The sequence below is a fragment of the Couchioplanes caeruleus genome, assembly GCF_023499255.1.
In the GTDB taxonomy this organism is placed as follows: Bacteria; Actinomycetota; Actinomycetes; order Mycobacteriales; family Micromonosporaceae; genus Actinoplanes; species Actinoplanes caeruleus_A.
Window position 1 is genome coordinate 5,267,371 of the sequence record NZ_CP092183.1, and the last position, 24,710, is coordinate 5,292,080.

Below are 24,710 nucleotides of genomic sequence, written 5' to 3' on the forward strand. Positions count from 1 at the left end.
TCGCGAGGGGCGGCCTTCGAGCTCTCCGGCGGAGGTCAGCTCAGCAGCGACGGGATCTTCTCGAACAGCTGCGTCGTGAACGTCACCATCTCGTGCAACATCCAGTTCCCGCTGAACAGGATCGCCGCACCCACCGCCGCCGCCTTCGGCACGAAGCTCAGCGTCGCCTCCTGAATCTGCGTCACCGACTGGAACAACGAGATCGCGAACCCGATCAGCAACGCGGTCACCAGCACCGGCGCGCACATCTTCGCCGCGATGGTCATGGCCTGCAGCCCCAGCTCAACGATCTGCGTGTCCGTCATGCCCATCCAATCGCCCACCCCGCGAACCCGCCGAGCGCAGAACAGGCGCGCCCCGGTTGCCGTTCGGTTCACCCCACCGGAACCCTCAAGTCGGCCGCTCGGCCCGCTCCCGGACGGCGGCCATCTTCGCCCGATGCGCGGCGTGCCTGGGTGCGAAACGGTGGCAACGGCCCGTGTCGCCTCTCACGAGTGGATCTTGTCAGGCCGCCCGGGGACCGGGCGATGGGTCAGATGGCCGCGACGATGCCGGCCTCCCTGACCCACAATCCCGGAACGGATCATGTTCTCCACTGCTCTGCTCGGCTGGTTCGGCGCCGCTCTGTCCATGTCCCTCCCCTGGCCGCAGGTGTACCGCTCCTGCATCCAGGGCCGTACGGGCGGGCTGTCCGCCACGGCGTGCTGGCTGGGCCTGGCGATGCCGGTCGGGTGGATCACGTACGGGCTGCTGTCCGGCGAGACGGTGCAGGTGGTCACCAACACCGTCAACGGCGCCGCCGGTCTGGGCGTGCTGGCCGTCGTGCTGTGGCGGCGCGACGACCTGCGTACCGGCCGCAAGCTGCTGGTCACGGCGAGCGGCGCCGCGGGCGTGCTCGCCGCGGTCGTGGTGAGCGTCGCGGTGGCCGCCCTCACCGACGCCACCGGTGCCCACGTGGCGGCCGTGCTGGGCCTGATCCTCGCCGGCACCTCGTTCGTGTCGGCCATTCCCCAGCCGCTGTCGCTGCTGCGCGACCGTACCCAGGACCTGAGCGGCCTGTCCCCGCTGCGCTGGCGCCTGGCCGCGGGGGCGTGCGCCTCCTGGATGACGTACGGCCTCACGACCGGCCAGACCGCGGTGTGGCTGTCCGCCGTCGTGGGCCTGACCAGCGCCCTGATCGTCTGCTCCATCCTGTTCCTGGCCGGCCGCACCGCCCCGGCCGCCGCCCCGGTTGCCGAGGCCGTCCCCGTGGCCCGGGGCGTGGCCGCCGTGGCCCGGCCGGCCCGTGGCACCGCCCGCGTCGTCCGCCCGGCCGCGGTCCCCGCCCGGGTCGCCGCCTCCGCCGTTTCCGCCGCCGCCGTAACCGCATCCGCCGCAACCGCCGTGTCCGTCGCCACCGCCGTGTCCGCCGCCGTCACCGTCTCCGCCGGCGTCACCGCGACGCTCGTGCGGCCCGGGCCGGCCCGGGTCGTCCGGGCCGCCGCGGCGGTCACCCGCTCGGCCCGCCCGGTCAGCGGGCCCCGCGTCGCGCCGGTACGGGTTCCCCGCCCGGCCCGGCCTGCCGCCGCTCGGCCCGTCCGGGGCATCGCCCGGGTCGCCACGGCCTGAGTCCCGGCAACACTTCTGTCACGACTGCTGTCACCGCCGAAAGGTTCTTCACGTCGCACTGGTACCCTTGCCGCGCTTTTCGCCCATGGAGGTAAACACGTGCGCCGGAATCTGGTGGCCCTTGCGGCGGTCGGACTGCTCAGCGTCGGCGGTCTCACCGCCTGCACCGACGATGACGACAGCGGCTCCGCCGCCGAGGCGCGCCGCGCCGACGGGACAGGCAAGGTCGGGGTGATCCTGCCCGACACCACGACCTCGCAGCGCTGGGGCAGCGACGACCCCAAACTGCTCAAGGCGGCGCTCGACGCGGCCGACGTCCCGGTGGAGATCGAGAACGCGCAGGGAGACGGCGCGAACTTCCAGCGCATCGGCGACCGCATGATCGCCGAGGGCGTCACCGTGCTGATCATCGCCAACGTCGACCCCGCCAGCGGCAAGTACGTGCTGGACAAGGCCAAGGCGGCCAAGGTCAAGACCATCGACTACGACCGGCTGACGCTCAACGGCGGCGCCGACTACTACGTCAGCTTCGACGGCGAGCAGGTCGGCAAGTACCAGGGCGAGGGCCTCATCCGCTGCCTGCAGGACAAGAAGGTCGACACGCCGCGGATCGTCTACCTCAACGGCGCGCCCTCCGACAACAACGCGCTGCTGTTCAAGAACGGCTACGACTCCGTGCTGCAGCCGAAGTTCGACGACGGCACCTTCCTCAAGGGCCCGGACCAGTCCGTGGACAAGTGGGAGAACAAGGAGGGCCGGGCGATCTTCGTCGAGATGATGAACCAGTACAACAACCAGATCGACGGCGTGCTGGCCGCCAACGACGGCTTGGGCAACGCGGCGATCACCGTGCTGCGCGAGCGCAAGCGCAACGGCAAGCCGATGAACGGCATGGTGCCGGTCACCGGCCAGGACGCGGAGACGCAGGGCCTGCAGAACATCCTCGCCGGCGACCAGTGCATGACGGTGTACAAGCCGATCAAGAAGGAGGCGGACGCGGCCGCGAAGCTCGCGATCAGCCTCTTCAAGGGCGAGCAGGCCAAGGTGGTCGACCGGGTGAAGGACCCGGAGTCGGGCGCGTACGTGCCCGCCGTACTGCTGGACCCGATCCCGATCTACAAGGAGAACGTCGCCGACGTCATCAAGGACGGCTTCGCGACGAAGAAGGCGGTCTGCGCCGGCCGGTTCGCCACGCTGTGCCGGGAGAACGGCATCAAGTGACTCACGCAGAAAGGGGCGGCCGGGTGACCGGCCGCCCCTTCGCTGCGTTCAGGCGGTGGTGCAGGTGGCGCCGTTGAGCGTGAACCCGCTCGGCGCCCGGTTGTCGCCGGTGTGCGTGGCCTGGTAGCCGATCCCCACGGAGGCTCCGGGGGCCAGCGCCGCGTTGTAGCTGACGTTACGGGCGCTCACCTGGCCCGAGGCGGGCGAGTAGGTGGCGTTCCAGCCGGACGTGATGGTCTGCCCGGCCGGCAGGGCGAAGCCCAGCGTCCAGCCGTTGATCGCCGTACTGCCCGTGTTGGTGATGGACAGCGACGCGGTCAGGCCGGTGTTCCACGCGTTGGTGGTGACGGCGACCCGGCAGGCTCCCGTGGACGGAGGCGTCGACGGAGGCGTGGACGGGGGCGTCGAGGGCGGGGTGGACGGGGGCGTGGACGGGTCGCTGGTCCGGTCGAGGCCGAAGAAGGCGATCGCCATGGCCGCCATCCCGCTCATCGGCAGCGAGTGGCCGACCCCGGCCACGCTGATGCCCTCGACCGGCGCCTGCACGGACGCGTTGCCGTACCGGGTACGGGTCCAGCCCTGCTGCGGCGTGTCCGTCTGTACCGGGGTCTGGCTGACGCCCAGGACGTTCGTCCACTGCTTGATCTCTTCCTGGAAATTCTGGTACCGCAGCGTGTCGTCCGTCGTCCCGTGGAACACCTGCATGCGCGGGCGCGGCCCGGAATACCCGGGGTAGGCACCCCGCACCAGGTCGCCCCACGCCTGCGGGGTCTTCGTGACCTGGCCGTTGGCGCAGGCGCTGTTCCAGCCGGAGCCGTCGGTGGTCGCGAAGCAGCCGAACGGCACACCCGAGAACGCCGCCCCGGCCGCGAAGACGTCCGGGTAGTCGCCGAGCAGGACGTTGGTCATCATCGCGCCGGAGGACGCGCCGGTGACGAAGGTCCGGGCCGTGTCGGTGGCGTACCGCTGCTGGACGTAGCGGACCATCGACACGATGCCGACCGGGTCGCTGCCGCCGTCGTGGCGCAGCGCGGCCGGCGAGGACACGTCGAAGCAGTTGCCGGAGCGCGTCGCGGACGGGTAGATCACGATGAAGCCGTACCTGTCGGCCAGCGAGGCGAACTCGGTGCCGGAGTAGAACGCCGGCCCGGAGCCGGTGCAGTAGTGCACGGCCACGAGCACCGCCGGGCGGGCCGCCAGCCGGTCGGGGACGTACAGGTGCATCCGCAGGCTGCTCGGGTTGGTGCCGAAGTTCGTGACCTCCTGCAGGGAGGCCGCCTGGGCCGCGGTGGCCGGCATGAGGATCGCCGCGCCCAGCGCGAGGGCCGAGGCGGCCGCCGCGAGCAGCGCTTTCACGGTTCGTCGCATCGCGGTTCCCCTAGCTCGCCGAGCAGGTGGCCGAGGAGGGACCGGTGCCGGTGCCCTGGAAGCCGAACTCGGTGCTGCCACCGGCGGCCACCGAGCCGTTGTACGACACGTTGGCGAAGCGCACGGTGCCGGACGAGCCGCTGCTCTGGCTGCTCCACGAGTTGGTGACGGCGGCGCCGGAGGGCAGCGTCGTGCTCACCGACCAGCCGCTGAGGGCCGAGCTGCCGGCGCTGACGCGTACGGTCGCCACGAAGCCGCCGTTCCACTGGTTGAGCGAGATCGTCGCGGTGCAGGCACCGGTGCCGGGGTCCGTCGGGGTGCTGGGCGGCGTGCTCGGCGAGGTCGGCGGGTCGCTCGGCGGGGTCGTGCCGCCGCTGTTGAGGGCGTTCAGCGTCGACGTGTACGCGGCCTTCTTGTTCCCGCTGGAGTCGAAGAGCAGCGGAGTGCCGCTGGCCCGCCAGGAGTCGCTGTCGCGGATACCCCAGACGGTGATGCCGGTGCACCGGCTCACGGCGAGGCAGGCCTTCACGACGCGGCCGAAGTTGTCGGCCTGGGTCTGGCCGGAACCCTCGATGTCCAGCTCGGTGATCTGCACGTCGACGCCGAGGTTGGCGAAGCGCTGCAGGTTGGCCTGGTAGTCACTGGGCACCGGGGACTGGGCGTTGAAGTGCGACTGGAAGCCTACGCAGTCGATCGGTACGCCGCGGGACTTGAAGTCCTGCACCATGGCGTACACGGCGTTGCTCTTCGCGTTCTGCCCGTCGGTGTTGTAGTCGTTGTAGCAGAGCTTGGCGCCGGGGTCGGCGGCGCGTGCGGCGCGGAACGCGGCCTCGATCCAGTCGTTGCCGGTGCGCTGCAGGTTGGAGTCACGCCGGGCGCCGTTGCCGCCGTCGTCGAAGGCCTCGTTCACCACGTCCCAGGCGTAGATCTGGCCCTTGTAGTGGGCGGCGACCGTGGTGACGTGGTTGAGCATGGCGTTGCGCAGCGCGGTGCCGCTCAGGTTCTGCGCCCAGCCGGGCTGCTGCTGGTGCCAGGCCAGCGCGTGGCCGCGGATGCGCATGTTCTGCGCCTGGGCGTGGCTGACGATGCGGTCGGCCGAGCTGTAGTTGAACTGGTTCTGATTGGGCTCGGTGGCGTCCCACTTCATCTCGTTCTCGGGAGTCACCGCGTTGAACTCGCGGTCGAGGATGCCGACGTAGGTGCTGTCGGACAGCTTGTTCGCCGCCACCGCCGTCCCGAAGTAGCGACCGGTGGCCGCGGCGGACGCGCCGAGGGTGGTCGCAGCCTCGGCCGTGGAGGTGAGGGCGACCACGCTGCCGGCGGCGACGACGGCGGCCGCGGCGGCCACGCCGAGCGCCCGCAGCGGAGTCCGTGGCTTGTGCATCGGGGAACCTTTCTAGGGGGAGGGCGCCGAGCGATTCACAGGAGTCGATCGGCGGTGGCCGGACGTTAACGAAACAATCCCGTAACTTCAACGGCCCGGATTACGCGCCCGCGGGTCGCCATCGGCCCGTTTCGCGGCTTTGGCATCCGTATATCCGGCGATTCCGGTCGACTGCAGGGCCGCAACTTCCGGTCTCTTCGCACCATTCGCAGAATGCGGGAGCGCTCCCATTGAGCCCGGCGGATGCCTGTGGCACGTTTCGCCGAGGCCCCGGCGATCACCCGCGGCGCCGCCCGCCCGACGAAGACCCCGGCCCGCGGCGCCGCCCGCACGACGAAGGCGACCGCTGACGGCGCCGCCCGGCACCACGAAGGAGTCCCCATGCCCGACCGACGCGCCCCCCGCCCCACCCGGCGCGAGCTCCTGGCCGCCGCCGGCGGCTCGGCGATCGCCGCCGCACTGCCCGCAGCAGCCGGAGCCGCACCCGCGGGAGCGGCACCCGCCGGGGCGGCCCCGTCCGGCCGCCGGGACCGCTGGGTCGCCACCTGGGGCGCGATGCCGCAGCTGACCGAGCCGGGCAACATGCCGCCCGCGGCGTTCATCCGCGACGGAGTGGTCCTGCCCGACACCACCCTGCGGCAGACACTGCGGGTCACGGTCGGCGGTGGTCCCGTACGGCTGCGCTTCTCCAACGCCTTCGGCGGCGCCGACCTGCCGCTGAGCGCCGTCCGGATCGCGCTGCCGGCCGGCGGGAAAGCGGGCGTGGCGGCGATCCAGGAGGGCACCTCACGCCCGGTGACGTTCCGCGGCAGGCCGGCGACGGTGGTCCCGATGGGCGCGCAGGTGGTCTCCGACCCGATCGCCATGGACCTGGCGCCCGGCTCGATCGTGACCGTGACCGTCCATCTCGCCGAGGGTCAGGCCTCCACCTCCATCACCTCGCACCCCGGCTCCCGGACGACGTCGTACCTGCTGGCCGGCGCGCACGTGGACGACACCGACCTGCCCGGCGCCACCCCGGTCGACCACTGGTACTTCCTCAGCGGCCTCGAGGTGCTGCCCACCGCGCCGGCCCACGCGCTCGTGCTGCTCGGCGACTCCCTGACCGACGGCCGCGGCTCCACGACCAACGGCAACAACCGCTGGCCCGACCAGCTGTTCGACCGGCTGCAGGCCCTGCCCCGGCTGCGCGACGTCGCGCTCGTCAACGAGGCGGCGGGCGGCAACCGGGTGCTGCGCGACGGGCTCGGGCCGAACGCCCTGGCCCGGCTGGACCGCGACGTGCTGGCCCAGACCGGCGCGGCGTGGCTGATCGTCTTCGAGGGCGTCAACGACATCGGCACGGCCCCCGCCACCACGGCGGACCAGCAGCGGATCACCGACGAGCTGCTCTTCGCGTACGACCAGATCGTGCTGCGCTGCCACGCGCAGGACCTGGTGGTCTGCGGGGCGACGCTGCTGCCCTTCGGCGGCAACGAGGGCTACGACGACGCGGGCGGGCTGCGCGAGCAGAGCCGCCGTACGGTCAACGACTGGATCCGCGGCAGCGGCGTGTTCGACGTCGTGGCCGACTTCGACGCCGCCGTCCGTGACCCCCGCGATCCGCGCCGGCTGCTCGCCGAGTACGACACCGGCGACCACCTGCACCTCAACCCGGCCGGATACCGGGCCCTGGCCGACGCCGTGCCGCTGCGCCTGTTCGCGACGCTCCCCTGAGGCCGCTGGTCAGCCGGGCGGCTCGGGCAGGCGGCGCTCGATCGTGACCAGCGTGCCGGTCGCGGACCGGGTCACCCGCACGTCGCCGTACGCGTTCATCAGCAGCGCGCCGCGCCCCCGGTCCCGCGGCGCCGGACGCCCGCGCCAGCTGCCGTAGTCCTGCACGCTGAGCCGCACCACGCCGCCGGCCACCGACAACCGCACGTCCACCTGGGGCCGGGCGGGCTGCTGGGCGTGCTCCACCGCGTTGTTGACCGCCTCGGTGGCCGCGAGCTGCAGATCGTCGAGCAGGTCGGGATCGACGCTGCCGTCGAGGGCCTTGCGCAGGTCCCGGCGCATCTGCGAGGAGGCCGTCGGCTCCAGCGGGTACGTCCACCGCACGTCCCGGTCGGCGATCGGGGGCCCGGCGGCGGCGGTGCGACGTACCGGCTCCGGCGTCATCGCGGGTGCAGCCACGGGCGCGGCCGGATCCGGGGACCGCTGCCCCGTCGCGGGACGGTGCCGGTGGTCGTGGCGCAAATTGCTGCGGACGCGGGCGAGCAGTTCCGCGGCGGTGAACGGCTTGACGACGTAGTCGTCGGCGCCGGCGTCCAGACCTTCCACACCGGACTCGCTGCCGGCGCGGGCGGAGAGCATGACGATCGGCAGCGTCCGGGTCGCCTCGTCCCGCCGCACCGCCCGGACCAGCGCGAACCCGTCGAGCCGCGGCATCATCACGTCGGTCAGCAGCAGGTCGGGCGGCTCCCGGCGGACCGCCTCGAGCGCGGCCTGCCCGTCGCCCACCGTCTGCACCCGCCATCCCTCGCCGGCCAGCAGCCGGGCGAGGTACGCCCGCATGTCACCGTTGTCATCGGCGATGAGGATGCGGGCGCCGCCGTGGTTCGCCACGGCCGGCGGCTCCGGGTCGGCGAGCCAGCCCAGCGCCTCCTCCGCCATGGCGCGGGCCGTGGCGCCCGGGTTTCCGCCGCCCGGGCGCGCACCGGCGGGCTCGACCGCCGACCAGGGCAGGACCACGGTGAACGTGGCGCCCTCGCCCGGCGCGCTGGTCACGCCGACGTCGCCGCCGAGCAGCCGGGCCAGCTCCCGGACCAGCGCCAGGCCGATCCCGCTGCCCTCGTGGCTGCGCGCCTGCGCGCCCTGAACCCGGTGGAACCGGTCGAACAGGTGCGGCAGGTCCGCCTCGGCGATGCCGATGCCGGTGTCCGCGACGCTGAGCCGGACGCCGTGGTCGTCGCTGCCGAGCGCGACGCGGATCTCGCCGACGAAGGTGAACTTGACCGCGTTGGAGATCAAGTTGGTGACGATGGTCTCCCAGTTGGCCGGGTCCACGGCGGTCGGCCCCGGCAGCGGCGGGCAGTCCACGACGAGCCGCAGCGCGGCCCGCTCGGCGGCGGCGCGGAACACCCCGGCCAGGTCGGCGGTGAGCCGGGCCAGGTCCACCTCGCGGGGCTGGTTGCCGGCGCGGCCGGCCTCGAGGCCGGAGAACGTCATCAGGTTGTTCACCAGCGTCAGCAGGCGGGTCGCGTTGCGCCGGGCGGTGTCCACGCGCTCGCGCTGGTGCGGGCCGAGCGGCTCGCCGGTGTCGGCGAGGGCGTCGGTGAGCGGGCCGAGCATGAGCGTCAGCGGGGTGCGGAACTCGTGGCTGACGTTGGTGAAGAACGTCGTCTTCACCCGGTCCAGCTCGGCGAGCGCCTCGGCCCGGCGGCGTTCCTCCTCGTACGCCAGGCAGTTGCGCACGGCAAGCGCCACCTGCTGCGCCAGGAGGTGGTGGAAGGACCGGTACGCGTCGTCGAGGCCCCGGCTCGGGCTGATCCCGGCCAGCAGCACGCCCAGCGGCTGCTCCCGGTCGGCCGAGGGCAGCGGCACGGCGACCGCCTCACGGACGGCCAGCGCCCACGGGCCCCCGGCGACGTCGAGCCCCGCGGGCACGTCGAGGCGTACGGCGTCGCGCAGCCCCGCCGCCGGCTGCCAGCCCCGCGCGGCGGGATCGGCGGGCACCTCGGCGGGCAGCAACACCGCCACGTCCCGCCCGGCGGCGTCGGTCCCGGCGGCCGCCATCCGGCGCAGCACCGCGCCGTCGCGCAGGTAGATGGCCGCGAACGGCACGTCGAGCGGGTGCTCACCCATGGCGGCGGCGAGCTGCTCGCAGGTCTCCGCGACGCCGGCGGTCCGGTCGCCGCCGCGCAGGGAGAGGTCACGCAGGAGCTGCAGCCGCCGCTCCCCCACCACCTGCTCGGTCACCTCGCTGCAGACGGTGAGCACGCCGACCGTCCGGCCGTCGTCGTCGCGGGCGGGCGCGTGCGAGACGCTGAAGTACGCCTCCTCGCGGTACCCGGCCCGTTCCAGCATCAGCCGCAGCGCCGGCACCCAGCTGGCGACGCCGGTCGCCATGGCGTCGGCGATGAGGGGTTCGAGGACGTCCCAGCCGGCGGCCAGCGTGACCCGCACGTCGCCGCCGAGCGCGGCTGGGTGCTGGTCCCCGATCAGCCCGGAGTACGCGTCGTTGTACAGCTGGGTGTAGTCGGGGCCCCAGAGCAGCAGCATCGGGTAGCGCGACGACAACACGATCCGGACGGCGGAACGCAGGCTCTGCGGCCAGCCGCCCACCGGGCCGAGCGGCGTACGCGACCAGTCCAGGCGGCCCATGATCCGGCCGGTGTCACCGCCCCCGGCGAAGATGTCATCCGGTGACATCGGCGCTTGTCATCTGATCATCACGTCTCCCGTGGCGGCCGGGCGTCCCCGGCGGGGCCGTCGGACTGGGGTTACCCGCCGTGGGCGCCGGCCATGCCCGGAAATCACACCCGGCCGGGTGTGATCGGCCACGCTATCCGGCGTACGCAGGGAGATCGCGAGGCCGAGGCGCCGGGCGGGCGGACGAGCGGGCCCACAGCGCGGGCCATCCGGCACCGAGCCAGGACGCCGGCAGCAGCAGTCCGTGCCGGGCGATCCCGGTCCAGAACGCGTCCGGGTCGGCGCCCAGCTCGATCGCGTCCGGCCAGGCGCCCTGCCAGGTCTCGTCGCGCAGCGACGACTCCGGGTAGCCGGGCAGCCGGACCCGGCGGCGCGCGGCGACCGCGGTGACCGCCGGGCCGGTGAGGCCACCCCAGGTGGTGACGGCGAGCGCGGCGGCACGCAGCAACGGTCCGTGCGGCCGGCGGGTCATCGCGGCGGCGAGCGCGGCATCGTCGGCGCGCAGCAGAGCGCCGAACGCGGCCCGGACCCGCAGCGCGACCAGATCGGCGGTGCGCGCCGGGGCAACCCGGGGAAGGCGGGCGATCTTGCGCAGCGCTGCGGGCAACGGCTCGTCGCGGACCAGCGGGGCGAGCCGGCCACGGATGTCCTCGGGCATCGCCGCGACCGCGGCCGCCATGGGCCGCACGGCGGTGGCCGCCCACACCTCGCCGGCGGCGGCCGGGTCGGCGAGGGCGTCCCGGACGGCCCGCTCCACGGTGGGCGGTGCCTGCCGCCGCAGTGCGACGAGCCCTTCCGGCGTTGCCGGCACGCCCAGCAGGCGGGCGAACGTGGACTCCTGACGCTCCCCCGTGAGCTCCTCGAGCCGCTCACCGAGCTCGGCGGCCAGGCGCCGAGCGGGCGCCGGACGCCGCGGGGCCCGCCCGGTACGGGGAGCGGGATCGGGCTCCGGGGCGGCCTCCGCGGGCAGCGGCAAGGGCAGCGACCGCACCCACTCCTGGAGGTGGCGGAGCAGCTTCGGGTCGGGGTCCTCGTTGAAGCGGGCCCTGACCTCCCCTGTTCGCCACCCCTTGCCGGTCGGCCGGAGCTCGGCGTTGAGCAGGATCCGGCCGCCGGCGTCGCGCAGGGCCAGCAGCACGATGTGCCCGGCGGCGGCCTCGGCCGAGTAGTACGGGCCGGCGATGCAGTTGCCCATGTACGCGGCCCAGTCGCCGAGCTGGCTGCCCGTACGGGCGACCTCGATGCACGCGCCGGTACCGGGCAGGAGGGTGCCGTCGGTGTCCCCGGCCACGGCCGGCACGGCGAACGTGGCCACGAGCGCCTCGGCCGCGGCGGCGCCCGCGACGAGCCCGGCCACCAGCTCGCCCCAGGACCGCGGTCTGGCCGGGACGGCTCCGCCGAACTCGGCGAGCTGGGCGGCACGGGCGGCGGCCTGGGCCACCGATCCGGCGTCGGAGACGAAGGTGTCCACGGACGGGTCCGGCTCGAAGTCCACCGTGACGGTGGTCCGCCAGTGGTCGATCCCGGCCGCCGGGTGGCCGTAGAGCTGCGCGACCGCGTCGGCGAGCTCACCGAGCCAGAGCAGGTCGCCGACCGTCTCGGCCGGCTCGGGGCGGTCGGCGAGCACGGGCCGGCCGTCCAGGGTGGGCTGACGCCACGTCGCCGGCCGCTGCGGGGAGAAGTAGCCGACCTCGTCCCGCCAGTCCGCCATGCCGGCGGCCCGTACGGCGTCCATCGCCTCCAGCGCGCTGGGATGGTCCAGGTACGGCGCCTGCCCGAGCATGCTGGTCGCCGCGTCGACGGCCGCCGTGCCGTAGTGCCGGGCGGTCGAGAGCCGCTGCCGGATGCCCGTCAGCTGCTTCGCGGTCGGGGTGGCGCCCGGGCCCAGGCAGGCGGCGATGTCACGGACGTAGCAGCCGGGGCGTGCCGGGTGCCCGGTCAGCCCGGGAACCCGCCGGGCGGCTGCGGCGGCTTCTTTTCCGCTCAGCAGCGCGGCCGCAGCCCGCAGGTGCGTACCGTGCCGGTCCAGCGCCGCCTCGACGCCGAGATCCGCGGCCGTGGCGGCGACCCGGGCCAGCACCGTGGCGGCGAGCGCGTCGTGCAGGACGCGCCGGAACCGCGCCTCCCAGAACCGCCGTGGCGGATACCACAGCGCCGCCTCGGCCACTGTCGCCCGCGGCCCGAGGGCCCGTTCCACCAGCATCTCCTCGTACCGCTCGCGGCGCTCGGCCAGGGGCTGCTCCAGGTCGCGCCTGGTCTGCGACGAGCGGATGCGTTCCCGGCGACGGCGTTCGGTGAGGGCGTCGCACACCTGCTCCCAGAGGCTGACGAGCAGGGCGAGCCGGCGCGGGCGGGGCAGGGGCCGCAGGACGCGGGCGAGATGGTCGCCGACCACGGACGGCAGGCCCAGCGGGAACGGGTCGATCCCGTCGGCGGCCCGCAGCCGCAGCACCTCGACCAGCTGTTCCGGGCCGAGCAGGTCACCGGCGGCCACGGCGTACCGCAGCGCCGCCCAGTGGCCGGCCGCGATCGCGGCCAGCGTCTCCGCGCCCAGCGGCCGGGTGGCGTCCGGACCGAAGAGGGCGACGAGCAGGGCGGCCGGCGGGCCGAGCCGCTCGGCGTACCGGGGGACGGCGAGCGCGGCCAGGACGGCGTCGCGGCGGTCGCCGGGCCGGCCGTCCACCCGGGCGGAGCGGAAACCGCCGCCGAGGTCGGCGCCGGCCGCGGCGGCGAGCGGACCGGCCTCGTCCACCAGCGCCCGCAGCTCGGCAAGCGCCGCCTCCCGCGCCTCGTCCGGCGCGTCGGCGGGGCCCAGCGCGACCGGGGTCCCGGCGGGCAGCACGGCGGCCCGCGACGCCGGACCGGATGCGAGAACGCACTGGTCCGTGCGCGGGACGATGCCGCTCGACACGGTGGTTGCCACGTCACCATCCTCGACCCGGCGTCCAGCGCATTTTCGGGGCGCATTGTGCACATTCGCGGTGCGGGGCGGCGCTGCATTGACGACTGCCTCTACGGTGTGCGCGTGAAGATCCGGTACGTCCTGAACAACGCGTACGGCACGGGCGGCACGATCCGTACCGTCGTCAATCAGGCCAACGCGTTGTGCGGCGCGCACGAGGTGGAGATCGCCAGCGTCTACCGCACCCGGGACAAGCCCGTCTTCCACCTCGACGACCGGGTCCGGCTGGTCTCGCTCACCGACCTGCGCGACGACGGTTCCCGCTTCACCGACGCCCCGGGCACGAACTCCCGGTTCATCCGCAAGACGCGGCGCTTCCGCAACCCGCTGCCGCACCGGTACGACTTCCGCTACAAGCGCTGGGACCCGGTGGTGGACACCATCCTCGTGCGCTACTTCCGGGCCGAGCGCGAGGGTGTGCTCGTCACCACCCGGCCCGGGCTGAACCTCATGTCCGCCTGGTTCGCGCCGCGCCGGCTGATCCGGATCGGGCAGGACCACATGAACCTGGGCACGTACAAGCCGGCGCTGCGCGAGGCGATGCTGCGGGCGTACCCGCGGCTCGACGCGGTGACCGTGCTGACCGAGGCGGACCTGACCGCGTACCGGGCGGCGCTGGGCCACACCACCCTGCGCGTGGAGCGCATCCCGAACGGCATACCGGCCCGGCCCGCCGCGCCGGCCGGCGAGCGCGCCCGGACCGTGCTGGCGGCCGGCCGGCTCGCCCCGCAGAAGGGGTTCGACCTGCTGATCGAGGCCTTCGGCACGGTCGCCGCGCGGCACCCGGACTGGGAGCTGTCGATCTTCGGCGAGGGCCGGCTGCGCAAGGCGCTCACCGAGCAGATCAAGAGCCTCGGCCTCGGCGGCCGGGTCCACCTGCGCGGCACGACCCGGCACCTGGACCGGGAGCTGGCCCGGGCGTCGGTCTTCGCGCTGAGTTCGCGTTTCGAGGGGCTGCCGATGGTGCTGCTGGAGGCCATGGACTCGGCCCTGCCGGTGGTGGCGTTCGACTGCCCGACCGGTCCCGCCGAGGTCGTCGAGGACGGCGTGAACGGCCTGCTGATCCCGCACGAGGACACCGCGGCGCTCGCCGAGGGCCTCGGCCGGCTGATCGAGGACGGCGCGCTGCGTGAAACGCTGGGCCGCGCGGCGAGGCAGACCAGCTCCCGGTACGCGATACCCGCCGTCGCCGAGTCCTGGGAGCGGCTGTTCGCCGAGCTCGCCACGCGCTGAGCCGGCACTTGCACGTGATCGTTACCCTCCGCCCGGACGAGTCCCCCGACCGTCCGGTTGACGACCATCGACGTTTGGACCTGGCACCCGATGCGCCGACGCGAGCACAAACCCCTCACGAACGCGGCCGCCCTGCTGATCTGCGGTCTCGCCTCCGGCGTGGTCGTCGCGGCAGCGGCGTTCCCCGCGGTGGCCATGTCCGGTCTGGCGGCCAAGGCCGGCGGCGAGTCCTTCGACAGCCTGCCGAGCCAGCTCAAGCACGTCACCGCCCCGCAGGTGAGCACCCTGTACGCGGCCGACGGCAAGACCAAGGTCGCCGTGTTCTGGGAGGAGTTCCGGCACGACGTACCGCTGAAGGACATCTCCAAGACCATGCAGGACGCGATCGTCGCGGCGGAGGACCACCAGTTCTTCCACCACAACGGCGTCGACGTGAAGGGCATCGCGCGGGCGTTCGTCAACAACAGCGGCACCAACGACCGGCAGGGCGCCTCCACGCTGACGATGCAGTACGTCAAGATGTCGCTCACGTACACGGCCCCCACCCCGCAGGAGGTCGTGGACGCCACCGAGGGCACGGCGCGGCGCAAGCTCACCGAGATGAAGTACGCGATGCAGGTCGAGAAGGAGCTGACCAAGCCGCAGATCCTCGAGCGCTACCTGAACACCGCACCCTTCGGCAACGGCGCGTACGGCATCTCCGCCGCCAGCCAGGTCTACTTCCAGAAGAAGGCCAAGGACCTCACGGTCGCCGAGGCCGCGCTGCTGGCCGGCATGGTGAAGGCGCCGACCGGCTTCAACCCGACCACCGCGATCGGCTACCCGAAGGCCCTCGACCGGCGCAACTGGGTCATCGGCAACATGCGCGACCTCGGCTACATCACCCCGCAGCAGGCCGCCGACGCCGTCAAGGTCCCGCTCAAGCACACGGTCAAGCGCAGCGGCAACGGCTGCACCTCGGTCACGACCAACAGCTGGGGCTTCTTCTGCGACTACTTCTACCGCTGGTGGCTCAGCCGCCCCGAGTTCGGCTCCACGACGTTCGAGCGGGAGCGGCGGCTCAAGAGCGGCGGCTACACCATCCGTACGTCGCTGGACGTCAAGGCGCAGACCGCCGCCCGCAGGAACATCGCCAAGAAGATCGGCGTGAAGGACCGCGACGCGCTGCTGCTGGCCGGGGTCGAGCCGGGGACGGGCCGGGTCCGCGCGCTCGCCGCCAACCGCCGGTTCAAGATCGATGATCCGGCCCATCCGGAGAACAAGCCCTCCTCGGACCCCGCCCTGCGCAGGAAGGGCAAGCGCGGCACGTTCCCGAACACCACCAACCCGCTGCTGACCGGCGGCGGCGACATCACCGGCTACCAGGCCGGCTCGGTGTTCAAGATGTTCACGATGGTGGCGGCGCTGGAGAACGGCTATCCGCTGGCGTACACGATCAACACCACCCAGCGGTACAAGTCGCCCACCTACCTCGACTCGGGCTCGCCGGCCGAGTGCGGCGGGCACTACTGCCCCTCCAACGCGTCGAAGTCGGAGAAGGGCCCGTACAACATGTGGACGGGCTTCGGCAGCTCGGTCAACACGTACTTCGTACCGCTGGAGGAGAGCGTCGGCGCCGAGAAGGTCGTCGACGTGGCGAAGCGGTTCGGCGTGAAGTTCCGCAGCCCGCACGACAACGATCTGGCGACGAACTCCGCGCACGACTGGGGTGCGTTCACCCTGGGCGTGGCCGACTCCACGCCGCTGGACATGGCCAACGCGTACGCGACCCTCGCCGGCGACGGCATGTACTGCCAGCCGACCCCGGTTCAGCAGATCACCGCCGCCTCCGGGGAGAAGCTGGACGTCGGCCAGCCGCAGTGCAAGCGGGCCACCCCGAAGGACGTGGCGCGCGCGGCCATCGACGCGGCGCGCTGCCCGGTCGGCGACTCCCCGCAGCTGGGCGGGTGCCGGGGCGCCACCGCCGGCGACACCCACGGCATCGTCGGGCACCCCGTGTTCGGCAAGACCGGCACGACCGACAACGACAAGACCGCCTCGCTGATCGTCGGCACCACGAAGATCGTCGTCGCGGGCTACCTGGTGAACCCGGACTACCAGAACCACCCGTACCGGATGCTGCACGGCGTGGTGAACCCCGCGGTCCAGAAGACCGTGCGCGACATCATGAAGGGCGAGCCGGACGAGGAGTTCAAGAAGCCGTCCGGCACCAGGATCGCGAAGGGTGAGCAGCGGTCCGTGCCCGACGTCACGTGCCGCAGCATCGACGAGGCCACGTCGCTGCTGAAGAACGCGGGCTTCATCGCGGCCACCGGCGCCGAGGTGACCTCGTCCTGCCCGAAGGGCACGGCGGCCGGCACCGACCCGTCCGGCACGACGGTCAAGGGCGGCTTCGTCAGCATCCAGGTCAGCGGCGGGCCGGCGCAGACGCCCGGCACCCCGCCGGGCAACCAGCCGGGCACCCCGCCCGGACGCGGCCCGGGCCGCCCGGGACCGCGGTAGAACGGGCTCCGGACGCCTCCCCGGCCCCTTTCAGGGGGGTCGGGGATGCAGATCGCCGTCGATACCGGCAGACTGCCTCGGCATGGAGGTGCACCAGCGGCTCGGCGGCCGCTACGTTCTGCTCGCCCCGCTCGGCCGCGGCGGCATGTCGGTGGTCTGGCGGGCCCGCGACGAGGTCCTCGGCCGTACGGTCGCCGTCAAGGTCCTGGCCGCCCGGCACATGGGCGACCCCGAGTCCCGGCGGCGGATCCACCAGGAGGCCCGCGCGGCGGCGGGGCTGTCACACCCCAACATCGCCCAGGTGTACGACTACGGTGAGTCGTCGGCGCCGGGCACCGCGGTGCCGTACATCGTGATGGAGCTGGTCCGCGGCGTACCGCTGCACGACCGGATGCACGCGCCCATGTCGCCCCGGTTCGCGATGCGGGTGTGCGCCGAGGTGGCCGCCGCACTCGCCGCCGCGCACGCCGACGGCCTGGTCCACCGCGACATCAAGCCGGCGAACGTGCTGCTCGCCGAGACCGGCGCCAAGGTCGTCGACTTCGGCATCGCCGCGGCGATCAGCCGGTCCGGCACCGGCGACCTCGACGCCGAGGTGTACGGCACCCCGGCATACCTCGCGCCGGAGCGGCTGACCGACGACGCGGTGGATCCCGCCTCCGACGTGTACGCCCTCGGCGTCCTGCTCTACCGCCTGCTCTCCGGCCACTCCCCCTGGTCCGCGGACACCACGACGCAGATGCTCTCCGCCCACATCTACGTGGCGCCGGAGCCGCTGCCGCAGTTGCCAGGGGTGCCCGAGTACGTGGTCGACCTGTGCAACCGCTGCCTGAACAAGGACGTCACGCTGCGCCCGAGCGCCCGGGAGGCGGCCGCCCTGCTGGCCCAGGGCGCGGGCCTGCGCGTGGTGGCGGACGAGCCGTTCCGCGCCACGGGCGCCACCGCGGTGGACCCCACCCCGTCGGTGCTGATCCGCCGCGACGCCACGACAGCAGCCACCAACGGCGCCGCGGCAAGCGGCGCGGCGGCGGGCGGCGCGGCGACAAGCGGCGGCGCGGCGGCGATCCCGGTGACCGACCCGGATGCCGTGCCGCTGCGCCCGGCCGCGGAGACGACGGCGGAGACGGCGGACACGGCAGCGACCTCGGCAGCGGCGACGGCAGCGGCCCCGCCCACCGACGCGGGACGGGCACCACGCCGGCGGGTCCGCCTCGCCATGGTCGTCGCCGGCGTCGTCGCCCTGGCCGCCGTGCTGTGGCTGCTCCTGCCCGGCCCCGGCGGCGAGGACGGCTCCACGCAGGCCCAGCCGGTCGCGCCCGCGTCGTCCGGCGATGCCGCGGCGGTGGAGCCGGGCGCCACCACGGCCCGCAAGCCGGTGTCCGAGACCACCCCCGCGACCGCACCCGCCACGGCAGGCACGACAGCGGCCGCCGATCCGGCCGGCGCCGGTGGCACCGGGGGCACCGAGCCGCCGCGAGCGACCGTCACCACCGGGGGCGCCACCGCCACGACGACGACCCCGCGGCCGACGGCCACCACCGACCCCGAGGAGCCGCCGGCGCGGGAGTGGTCGTTCTCCTCGTCGGGCGGTTCCGTACGGGCGAGCTGCCCCGAGCCGGGCCGGGCGCAGCTGCTGTCGTGGACGGCGGCGCGCCCGTGGAAGGTCGACGACGTGGAGGCGGGGCCGGCCGCGGCGGCGTCGGCCACCTTCCGGCACGGCAACGAGCGGCTCCGGATGACCGTCACCTGCTCGTCCGGCACCGCGTCGGTCTCGACCGACGACGTCTGAGCCGGTCACCAGCTGTGCAGCGTGCCGTCCTCGAGGCGGTTCACCGGCAGCGACGCCGGCCGGTACGGGTACCGCGCGGCGAGCTCCTCGTCGATGTCGACGCCCAGCCCCGGCGTCTCGGAGGGGTGCAGGTAGCCGTCGGCGAACCGGTAGCCGTGCGGGAACACCGCGTCGGTCTCGGCGGTGTGCGGCATGTGCTCCTGCAGCCCGAAGTTGGGGATGCTGATGTCGAGGTGCAGCGCGGCCGCCATGCAGACCGGGGACAGGTCCGTGGCGCCGTGCGAGCCGCTGCGGACGTGGTAGAGGTTCGCGAGGTCGAAGATGCGGCGCAGGTGGCTGATGCCGCCGGCGTGCACGACGGTGGCGCGGATGTAGTCGATGAGCTGCCCGGTGATGAGTTCCTGGCAGTCCCAGACGCTGTTGAAGACCTCCCCCACCGCGATCGGTGTCGTGGTGTGCTGCCGGATCAGCCGGAAACCCTCCTGCAGCTCGGCCGGGACGGGATCCTCCATCCAGGTCAGGTCGTACGGCTCCAGCGCCGCGCCGAGCCGGGCGGCCTCGATGGGGGTGAGCCGGTGGTGCACGTCGTGCAGCAGCATCAGCTGGGGGCCGAACTCGTCGCGGATCCGGCGGAACACCGACGGCACGTGACTCAGGTAGCGGCGGGTGGACCAGACCGCCTCGGACGGCACGGCGGCGTCGGCGGGCTCGTACGGCTTCCCGCCCGCGCTGACGCCGTACGTGGTGGCCAGGCCGGGCACGCCGGTCTGCACCCGCACGGCCCGGTAGCCGGCGTCGGTGCGGCGGGCCACCTCGCCGAGCACCCCGTCGACCGTTTCCGCGTTCGCGTGGGCGTACACGGTGACACCGTCGCGGGACCGCCCACCGAGCAGCTGGTAGACCGGCAGGCCGGCGACCTTGCCCTTGATGTCCCACAGCGCGGTGTCGACGGCGGCGATCGCGGTCATCGTGACCGGCCCGCGCCGCCAGTACGCGCCCTTGTAGAGGTACTGCCAGGTGTCCTCGATGCGGGCCGGGTCGCGCCCGAGGAGCGCCGGCACGACGTGCTCGCGCAGGTACGCCGCCACGGCCAGCTCACGCCCGTTCAGGGTGGCGTCGCCGACCCCGGTGACGCCGTCGTCGGTGACGACCTTGAGCGTCACGAAGGTGCGCCCGGGGCAGGTGACGACGACGCGGGCCTCCACGATCCTCACGTGTCCTCGTCCCCCAGGCGCGCCACGAGCTGCGTCGGGTTGACGAACCGCAGCGCCACCACGAGCAGGACCAGCATCATCGCCGTGTACAGGACCGCCATCGCGTCGACGGACTGCTGCGCGCGGATGCCGGCGGACGACATCGAGTAGTAGAGCGCGACGACGAGCGTCTGCGAGTCCGGGCCGGCGGTGAGGAAGGTCAGCTCGAACATCCCGACCGTCCGTACGAGCACGAGGATCGCCGCGGCGAGGATGCCCGGCACCGACAGCGGCGCCAGCACCCGCAGGAACACCTGCCAGGTCCGGGCGCCGCACATCCGGGCGGCGCGTTCGATCGCCGGGTCGATCTGCTCGATGAACGGCGTCATGGTGAGGATGACGAACGGTACGGAGGGCACGAGGTTCGCCAGCACGACGCCGGAGAGGTGACCGGCGAAGCCGTACTTGTAGAGGACCGTGGCCAGCGGGATGCCGTACGTGATCGGCGGCATGAGGATCGGCAGCAGGAACAGCAGGAGCAGCACCCGCCGGCCGGGGAACGAGGCGCGGGCCAGCGCGTACGCCGCGGGCACCCCGATGAGCAGCGACATGCCGACGACGAGCACCGCCACCTCGAGCGTGACCACGAGGACCGGGCCGAGCGTGAAGTCCCGCCAGGCGCGGCCGTACCAGTCCGCCGTCCAGCCCTGCGGCAGCCACGTGTCGAACCAGCGGCGGCCGAACGAGCTGACCACGACGGCCGCGATGACGCCGGCCAGGTTGACGAAGAAGAAGATCACCACGCCCCAGATCAGCCAGCCGAGCGGGCTGCCGGTGAGGCGGCGCGGCCGCAGCTCCGTCATCCTTTGCCTCCCGCGGTCGAGCCGGTGTAGAGCAGCGCGCGCCAGCCCAGGACGAGGCCGAGGACGACGAGCTCGACCACGCCCATGATGACGGCGATGGCGGAGGCGAGCACGTAGTCGTACTGCACGTAGGCGGCCTCGTACGCGGCGATCGAGATGACCCGCGTCTCGCCGGCCGGGTCGCCCACCAGCACCGCGGACGGGAACACGCTGAACGCCAGCACGAAGGTGAGGCAGAACGTGGTGGCCAGCCCCGGCGCGAGCAACGGGAGCGTGACCCGGCGGAAGCGCTGGAACGCGCCGGCCCCCAGCGTCGCGGCGGCGCGTTCCAGCGCCGGGTCGATGCCCGACAGGTACGAGCTGACGAGCAGGAACGCGAACGGGAAGCCGGTGATGACGAGGGAGAAGAAGACGCCCCAGTAGTTGTTCGTGAGGCGTACCGGCGCGTCGGTGAGGCCGGTGCTCTGCAGGATCCGGTTGAACCAGCCGGTGGGCCCGAGGAAGTTCAGCAGGCCCTGCGCGGTGAGCACGGTGCCGAGCGTGATCGGCAGCACGAGCAGGGTGGTCAGCACGCGCTTGCCGCGGTACCGGCCGCGCATCCGGTACGCGATCGGCACGGAGGCCAGCACGTTCAGCAGCGCGGCGGGCAGGGCCAGCCCGAGCGTGGTGGTGATGGTGTCGCGCAGGTACGGGTCGGTGAAGAACCGGCGGTACGCCCCCAGCGGACCCCCTTCGGCGGGCTGCAGCGACAGGCCGATGCCGTAGAAGAACGGGTAGATGAACAGCACCACGACGAACACGGCGGCCGGCAGGAGCAGGAGCAGGTGCCGGTCGATGCCGCGGTCGGCGAGCCGGTGCCGCAGCGCGGTCACGGGTCGTCCCGGGGGAACACGAGAAGCCGCGCCGGGTCGACCGCCACGTGGATGCGCTCGCCGGTCGCGGGCCGCGTGGGGCCGCGCAGGAACAGGGCGATGCCCGCCTCCGTACGCGCCTCGACCGCGACCTCCCGGCCCTGGTACTCGACCACCTCCACGGTGGCCGGTACGCCCTCGGCGGCGATGTTCAGGTCCTCGGGACGGGCGGCGGCCACCACGAGGTCGCCCGCCGCGATCACGCCGATCGGCGTACCCGTCAGCGTGACGCCCTCCCCGCCCACGGTGACCCGTCCCCCGGCCGTCTGCTCGGCCTTGAGCTCCAGCAGGTTGCGGTAGCCCATGAAGTCGGCGACGTGCCGGCTGACCGGGTTGCCGTGCACCTGCTCCGGGGTGCCGATCTGCTCCACCCGGCCGTCGCGCAGCACGACGAGCCGGTCGGCCAGCGACAGCGCCTCCTCCTGGTCGTGGGTCACGTACACGGTGGTCAGGCCGAGCGTCTGGTGCAGGCGGCGGATCTCCGTACGCATCTCCAGCCGCAGCTTGGCGTCCAGGTTGGACAGCGGCTCGTCCATGAGCACGAGCGACGGCTCGAGGACGACGGCCCGGGCGATGGCCACCCGCTGCTGCTGGCCGCCGGAGAGTTGCCCGGGCAGCTTGCCGGCGTGCTCGTGCAGGTGCACCAGCCGCAGCGCCTCGTCGACGCGCCGGCGGGTCTCGGCGCGCGGGACCCGGCGCATCTGCAGCCCGAAGGCGACGTTGCGGCGCACGGTCAGGTGCGGGAAGAGCGCGTAGTTCTGGAACACCATGCCGAAGCCGCGGCGCTCCGGCGGGACGGTGTCCAGCCGCACGTCGTCGCGCCAGATGCTGCCCCGGCTGAGCGGGAGCAGCCCGGCGAGGCAGTTCAGCGCGGTGGACTTGCCGCAGCCCGACGGCCCGAGCAGCGCGATGAACTCGCCCCGGCGGATGGTCAGGGTCAGCCCGGCCAGGGCCTCGCGGCCGCCGAAGCTGCGGCCCACCCCGTCCAGCCGCAGCTCACGGAAGCCGGGCTCGCTCACTTGCGCACCTTGGCGCCGCCGATCTCCCGGTCCCAGCGGTCGAACGCGGCGACCAGTTCCTTGGCGCCGAGCGGCACCTCGAGCGGGTGGGACGCGATGAGATCGGCGTACTCGGGGCGGCCGTACTCACCGATGGCCTCGCGGCTGTCCTGCGGCGCGGCGGCGAGCTCGACGCCCTGCACCGCGGGACCCGGGTAGAAGTAGCCCTGGTCGTACGCCTTGGCCTGCTGTTCCTTGGTGAGCATGTGGGCGAGCAGCAGCAGGACGGCGGCCTGGTCGTCGGCGGGCACGCCGCGCGGGATGACGGCGTAGTGCGCGTCGGTCACCCAGTGGAAATTCCGCAGCGCGGCGACCTTCGCCTCCTTGGGCACCGTGCCCAGCACGCGCGGGTTGATGTCCCAGCCGGTGGTGGTGGCAATGATCTTCGCCGACCCGTTGGCGAGGTTCTTCATCGTCTCGCTGGTGCCCGAGGGGTAGAGCGTGATGCTCTTGTCCAGCTCCTTCAGGTACGCCCAGGTCTTGTCCCAGCCGTTGACCGGGTCCTTCGGGTCGCGGTCGCCGAGCAGATAGGGCAACCCCATGAGCAGCGTACGGCCGGGCCCGGAGTTGGACGGTCGCGCGTACTGCACCGCGCCCGGGTTCGCCTTCGCGTACGCGAGGAGCTCCTGGGCGGTCTTCGGCGGGTTCGGCACCTTCGCGGGCAGGTACTCCAGCAGCGGGCCGGAGGGGTAGTACGTCACGGTCACACCGGCGTCACCGGCGAGCTTCTGCATCGCCGCGGCACCGGGCAGGTAATCGCGCATGCCGGGCAGCCGGTCGGCGTACTTGGGCAGCAGCGGCGTCCACAGACCCTGCTGCAGGCCGGCGGAGAGGCCGTCCACGCCGGTGAGCACGAGGTCGATGTCCACGCGGTTGGCGTCCTGCTGCGCCTTGATCTTGCCGACCAGCTCCGGGGCGGTTGCCTTGGCGTACGTGACGCGCGAGACCACGTCGGTGTTGCGGGCCACGAAGTCCTCGATCATGCCCTGGGTGAGCTGCAGGTTCCCGGCGACGTCGAGGATGTTGAGGGTGACCGCCTTGGCCGGCCGGGCCGGCGCGTCGCCCTGGACGGCGGTGGAGCCGCCGGAGTCCGGGGCGCTGCAGGCGGCGAGGACGAGGAGGGCGGTCAGGGCGCCGGCGACGCGGCGGGCCGAGGGACGCGCAAGCATGCGGACTCCCCTGTCTCGAAGCGTGGAAGGGGCCCCCTCAAGCTACGGACACGGTTAACCACATTCAAGACCGTCCATATTTATCGATCTAAGTTTCGGAAGCTCACCACGTGAAGCGCCCCGGGTACGTGACGTCCGCGAGCCGGTTCTGCCCCTTCACGTTGGGGTGGAAGTAGTCGCCCTTGTTCACCAGGTCGAGGGAGAACCGCACGCCGTGCACCGCACCGCCGTCCCAGCGGCAGTGCCCGCCGTACGCCTCGCAGGCCCGGGCCAGCTGATCGTCGTACGCGTCGATGCGCTCGGCGACGCGGTCGCGACGCTCGTCGTCCGCGGCGGCCGTCGAGGCCGGGTTCGCCAGCATCGACGGGCACACGCCGCGGTTCCACGCGCGCACCGCCGCGGGCTCGTCGTGGCCCAGCCGCCAGAGGCGGTGGAGATCGGGGATGCTGACCACCAGCACGCGCGCCTTCGGCAGGCCCCTGCGCAGGATGGACAGCGCCTTGTCGACGTGGCCGCGGAAGGTGCGCACGGGCGTCATGGACGCCACGTCGTCGGCGCAGGCGTCGTTGGCGCCGATCAGGACGGTCACGTACTGCGCCTTGGCGTCGACCGCCGAGCGGGCCTGCGCGGGCAGGTCCGCGGCGCGCGCCCCCGGGAAGGCGAAGTTGCGGGCCCGGCCCTTGATCTCCGGGTTCGCCTCGCGCAGCCGGCGGTAGTGGCTGTCCACGTCGTCCGAGCCGCCGGTCGACCAGGAGTTGCGGCTGCACGCGACGAAGACGGCGCAGCTGCCGAAGCCCGCCGTGACCGAGTCGCCGAGAGCGGCCATCGAGGACGGCAGCCCCGGGGACGGCTTGGGCCGCCCGGTGGGTGCCGGGTCGGCCGCGGCGCCGTCGCACGCGAGGGCGAGAGCGGCGAGAAGGGCCAGCGCGACGGTGTGCCGGCGACGGAACACGGGACCTCCAGCACCAATGGTTACGACACGGACACTCTAGGCCATGACCGGGCGCTGTACTGCCCTGTGCGATTTGTTGACATCTCT

General features: G+C 73.2%; 17 protein-coding genes. 6 read left to right on the forward strand and 11 right to left on the reverse strand.

What is annotated here, in order from left to right; translation table 11 throughout:
* Nucleotides 1-35: 35 nt before the first annotated feature.
* Entirely contained in the window at nt 36-305 is a 270-nt protein-coding gene (fliQ, locus tag COUCH_RS24490; protein WP_249607545.1) for a flagellar biosynthesis protein FliQ, read from the reverse strand.
* A 280-nt stretch (nt 306-585) separates the two neighbouring features.
* On the opposite strand from fliQ, the gene COUCH_RS38940 reads away from it, so the two are divergent.
* Both COUCH_RS38940 and COUCH_RS24500 read left to right on the forward strand, forming a co-directional pair.
* The gene (locus tag COUCH_RS38940) at nt 586-1,608 is read left to right on the forward strand and encodes a SemiSWEET transporter (RefSeq protein WP_275979967.1); all 1,023 of its coding nucleotides are present in this window, start codon (nt 586-588) and stop codon (nt 1,606-1,608) included.
* Nucleotides 1,609-1,707: 99 nt separating this feature from the next.
* Nucleotides 1,708-2,829, forward strand: coding sequence for a substrate-binding domain-containing protein (locus tag COUCH_RS24500; protein WP_249607546.1), 1,122 nt, complete (start codon nt 1,708-1,710; stop codon nt 2,827-2,829).
* Between the two features lie 48 nt (nt 2,830-2,877).
* Here COUCH_RS24500 and COUCH_RS24505 read toward each other — a convergent pair whose 3' ends face one another.
* Nucleotides 2,878-4,197: an extracellular catalytic domain type 1 short-chain-length polyhydroxyalkanoate depolymerase gene (locus COUCH_RS24505; protein WP_249607547.1), complete on the reverse strand. Its 1,320-nt coding sequence runs from the start codon at nt 4,195-4,197 to the stop codon at nt 2,878-2,880.
* Nucleotides 4,198-4,207: 10 nt separating this feature from the next.
* Nucleotides 4,208-5,581: an endo-1,4-beta-xylanase gene (locus COUCH_RS24510; protein ID WP_249607548.1), complete on the reverse strand. Its 1,374-nt coding sequence runs from the start codon at nt 5,579-5,581 to the stop codon at nt 4,208-4,210.
* A gap of 243 nt (nt 5,582-5,824) precedes the next feature.
* Here COUCH_RS24510 and COUCH_RS24515 point away from each other — a divergent pair, with 243 nt between their 5' ends.
* Nucleotides 5,825-7,297, forward strand: a complete 1,473-nt coding sequence (locus COUCH_RS24515) for an SGNH/GDSL hydrolase family protein (protein WP_249607549.1) — start codon at nt 5,825-5,827, stop codon at nt 7,295-7,297.
* Nucleotides 7,298-7,306: 9 nt separating this feature from the next.
* Here COUCH_RS24515 and COUCH_RS38945 read toward each other — a convergent pair whose 3' ends face one another.
* Entirely contained in the window at nt 7,307-9,991 is a 2,685-nt protein-coding gene (locus tag COUCH_RS38945) for an ATP-binding protein (RefSeq protein ID WP_275979969.1), read from the reverse strand.
* 133 nt (nt 9,992-10,124) lie between these two features.
* Nucleotides 10,125-12,914: a hypothetical protein gene (locus COUCH_RS24525; protein WP_249607550.1), complete on the reverse strand. Its 2,790-nt coding sequence runs from the start codon at nt 12,912-12,914 to the stop codon at nt 10,125-10,127.
* A gap of 102 nt (nt 12,915-13,016) precedes the next feature.
* Here COUCH_RS24525 and COUCH_RS24530 point away from each other — a divergent pair, with 102 nt between their 5' ends.
* From COUCH_RS24530 to COUCH_RS38950, 3 genes are all read left to right on the forward strand, one after another.
* Entirely contained in the window at nt 13,017-14,186 is a 1,170-nt protein-coding gene (locus tag COUCH_RS24530; RefSeq protein WP_249607551.1) for a glycosyltransferase family 4 protein, read from the forward strand.
* Between the two features lie 90 nt (nt 14,187-14,276).
* Nucleotides 14,277-16,688, forward strand: coding sequence for a transglycosylase domain-containing protein (locus COUCH_RS24535; RefSeq protein ID WP_249607552.1), 2,412 nt, complete (start codon nt 14,277-14,279; stop codon nt 16,686-16,688).
* A gap of 82 nt (nt 16,689-16,770) precedes the next feature.
* Nucleotides 16,771-18,477, forward strand: a complete 1,707-nt coding sequence (locus COUCH_RS38950; RefSeq protein WP_275979970.1) for a serine/threonine-protein kinase — start codon at nt 16,771-16,773, stop codon at nt 18,475-18,477.
* Between the two features lie 5 nt (nt 18,478-18,482).
* Here the strand turns inward: COUCH_RS38950 and manD are convergent, their stop codons facing one another.
* From manD to COUCH_RS24575, 6 genes are all read right to left on the reverse strand, one after another.
* Complete coding sequence (manD, locus tag COUCH_RS24550; protein ID WP_249607554.1) at nt 18,483-19,691, reverse strand: D-mannonate dehydratase ManD; 1,209 nt, start codon at nt 19,689-19,691, stop codon at nt 18,483-18,485.
* The gene (locus tag COUCH_RS24555) at nt 19,688-20,533 is read right to left on the reverse strand and encodes an ABC transporter permease (RefSeq protein WP_249607555.1); all 846 of its coding nucleotides are present in this window, start codon (nt 20,531-20,533) and stop codon (nt 19,688-19,690) included. Before COUCH_RS24555 ends, manD begins: the two co-directional genes overlap by 4 nt.
* On the reverse strand, nt 20,530-21,405 hold the full coding sequence (locus tag COUCH_RS24560) for an ABC transporter permease (RefSeq protein ID WP_249607556.1): 876 nt from the start codon (nt 21,403-21,405) through the stop codon (nt 20,530-20,532). The genes COUCH_RS24555 and COUCH_RS24560 overlap by 4 nt, the downstream gene beginning before the upstream one ends.
* A complete protein-coding gene (locus COUCH_RS24565; RefSeq protein WP_249607557.1) occupies nt 21,402-22,463 on the reverse strand; it encodes an ABC transporter ATP-binding protein in 1,062 nt (353 codons plus the stop codon). The genes COUCH_RS24560 and COUCH_RS24565 overlap by 4 nt, the downstream gene beginning before the upstream one ends.
* Nucleotides 22,460-23,671: an extracellular solute-binding protein gene (locus COUCH_RS24570; RefSeq protein ID WP_249607558.1), complete on the reverse strand. Its 1,212-nt coding sequence runs from the start codon at nt 23,669-23,671 to the stop codon at nt 22,460-22,462. The genes COUCH_RS24565 and COUCH_RS24570 overlap by 4 nt, the downstream gene beginning before the upstream one ends.
* 103 nt (nt 23,672-23,774) lie before the next feature.
* Entirely contained in the window at nt 23,775-24,623 is an 849-nt protein-coding gene (locus COUCH_RS24575) for an SGNH/GDSL hydrolase family protein (RefSeq protein ID WP_249607559.1), read from the reverse strand.
* Nucleotides 24,624-24,710 lie beyond the last annotated feature (87 nt).

Excerpts from the sequence above, each read along its gene's own strand:
- COUCH_RS24570 (WP_249607558.1), bottom strand. The coding sequence starts at position 23,671 with ATGCTTGCGCGTCCCTCGGCCCGCCGCGTCGCCGGCGCCCTGACCGCC.
- COUCH_RS24515 (WP_249607549.1), top strand. The coding sequence starts at position 5,825 with ATGCCTGTGGCACGTTTCGCCGAGGCCCCGGCGATCACCCGCGGCGCC.
- COUCH_RS24505 (WP_249607547.1), bottom strand. The coding sequence starts at position 4,197 with ATGCGACGAACCGTGAAAGCGCTGCTCGCGGCGGCCGCCTCGGCCCTC.
- fliQ (WP_249607545.1), bottom strand. The coding sequence starts at position 305 with ATGACGGACACGCAGATCGTTGAGCTGGGGCTGCAGGCCATGACCATC.
- COUCH_RS24555 (WP_249607555.1), bottom strand. The coding sequence starts at position 20,533 with ATGACGGAGCTGCGGCCGCGCCGCCTCACCGGCAGCCCGCTCGGCTGG.
- COUCH_RS24535 (WP_249607552.1), top strand. The coding sequence starts at position 14,277 with ATGCGCCGACGCGAGCACAAACCCCTCACGAACGCGGCCGCCCTGCTG.
- COUCH_RS38940 (WP_275979967.1), top strand. The coding sequence starts at position 586 with ATGTTCTCCACTGCTCTGCTCGGCTGGTTCGGCGCCGCTCTGTCCATG.
- COUCH_RS38950 (WP_275979970.1), top strand. The coding sequence starts at position 16,771 with ATGGAGGTGCACCAGCGGCTCGGCGGCCGCTACGTTCTGCTCGCCCCG.
- COUCH_RS24510 (WP_249607548.1), bottom strand. The coding sequence starts at position 5,581 with ATGCACAAGCCACGGACTCCGCTGCGGGCGCTCGGCGTGGCCGCCGCG.
- COUCH_RS38945 (WP_275979969.1), bottom strand. The coding sequence starts at position 9,991 with ATGTCACCGGATGACATCTTCGCCGGGGGCGGTGACACCGGCCGGATC.